General features: G+C 70.2%; 1 protein-coding gene and 1 pseudogene. Both read left to right on the forward strand.

Going from position 1 to position 1,300, the window contains the following annotated elements:
- Window positions 1–478, forward strand: a pseudogene (locus HMPREF1316_RS14360) (IS21 family transposase); the annotation flags it as partial.
- On the forward strand, window positions 453–1,217 hold the full coding sequence (gene istB / locus HMPREF1316_RS04245) for an IS21-like element helper ATPase IstB (RefSeq protein ID WP_084620842.1): 765 nt from the start codon (window positions 453–455) through the stop codon (window positions 1,215–1,217). The pseudogene HMPREF1316_RS14360 and the gene istB, both read left to right, overlap by 26 nt.
- Window positions 1,218–1,300 lie beyond the last annotated feature (83 nt).

The following is a 1,300-nucleotide window of genomic DNA, read 5'->3' on the forward strand; positions in this document are numbered from 1 at the left end:
CGTCGCGCTCGGCGCCTTCGACGTCACCGTGGTCGACGCCTCCACGGGCGAGGTCGTCGCCACCTACGAGCGCCAATGGGGCGACGCCCCGACGGACAGCTCCGACCCGACGCTGCAGCTCAGGCTCCTGTGCATGAGGCCGGCGGGCCGGGGGGACTCCAGCGTGAGGTCGTCTCTCCCCGAGGACCTCGTCGCCTTCCTCGACTCGGAGCAGCCCAAGGGCCTCGCCGCGGACCTCAGGGTCCTGCGCGACGAGAGCGCCCAGCGCGGCTGGTGCGCCGCGGTCGAGGGCATGGCCCGCTCGCTGAGGCTGACCGGGGGCGTCGACCGCGCCTCGGTGGCGCTCTCGGCAGCGAGAGCGGCGGCGGGGGACGCGCGCGTCGGGTACGACGAGGCGGTCGACCTCGGCGTCTACGACGACGCCCTGAGGATGCTCGAGGGAGGTGGCCGCCATGCCGATGACGAGCTCGGAGCGTGAGGCGGCGCACTCGGCGCTGCGCGCTTCCGCCAGGGCGCTCTACATATCCAACGACGCCATAGACGGCTTCCTGTCGTCGGCGACCCCGGGCCAGGTTGCCGCGTGCACCGCGATGCTCGAGGCCGAGATCGCCCACAGGAGCCGAACCAAAAGGGAGCGCCTGCTGCGCCAGGCGCGCTTCCCGGTGCCGAAGTCGATCGACGGGTTCGACTGGTCGAACGTCGCCTTCCCCGAAGGGTGGGGGCGAGACGAGATGTGCTCGCTGGCGTTCGTGCGCGACGCCGGGGACCTGGTCTCCTGCGGCCAGACCGGCCGCGGCAAGACCCATGTGGCCACCGCACTCGGCATCGCCGCGACCTCGGCGGGGTACGCGGCGAGGTTCTTCCAGACCGCGCAGCTCGCGCCCCGGCTCGGCAAGGCGAAGCGCGAGGGCACGCCCGGCAGGCTGCTCGCGGACATCGCCAAGGCGAGGCTGCTGGTCCTGGACGAGTTCGGCTACGTGCCCTTCGACGTGGACGGCGCGAGGCTGCCCTGCCAGGTGACATCGGAAAGCTACGAGAGGAGGAGCGTGATCTTCACCACCAACGTCGAGTCCGGCAGGTGGGGCACGGTGTTCGCCGACGACAAGCTTGCGGCGGCGATCGTCGACCGCGTCGCGCGCCACGGCAGGCTCGTTGAGCTCAAGGGCCCCAGCCACAGGCTCGGGGAGAGCCTCATGCTGGGCAAATCAGGAAGATAGGGCGTCGGCGTGCCCATGACGAAAGCCGAAAAAGTTAAGTGCTGAAACCCGAAAGAAAGTTGTGCTCAAAATCGAAATTCCGG

The organism is Olsenella profusa F0195 (assembly GCF_000468755.1).
GTDB lineage: Bacteria > Actinomycetota > Coriobacteriia > Coriobacteriales > Atopobiaceae > Olsenella_F > Olsenella_F profusa.

What these genes read in the sequence shown, in the direction of transcription:
- istB (WP_084620842.1), top strand. Translation starts at nt 453, where the DNA reads ATGCCGATGACGAGCTCGGAGCGTGAGGCGGCGCACTCGGCGCTGCGC.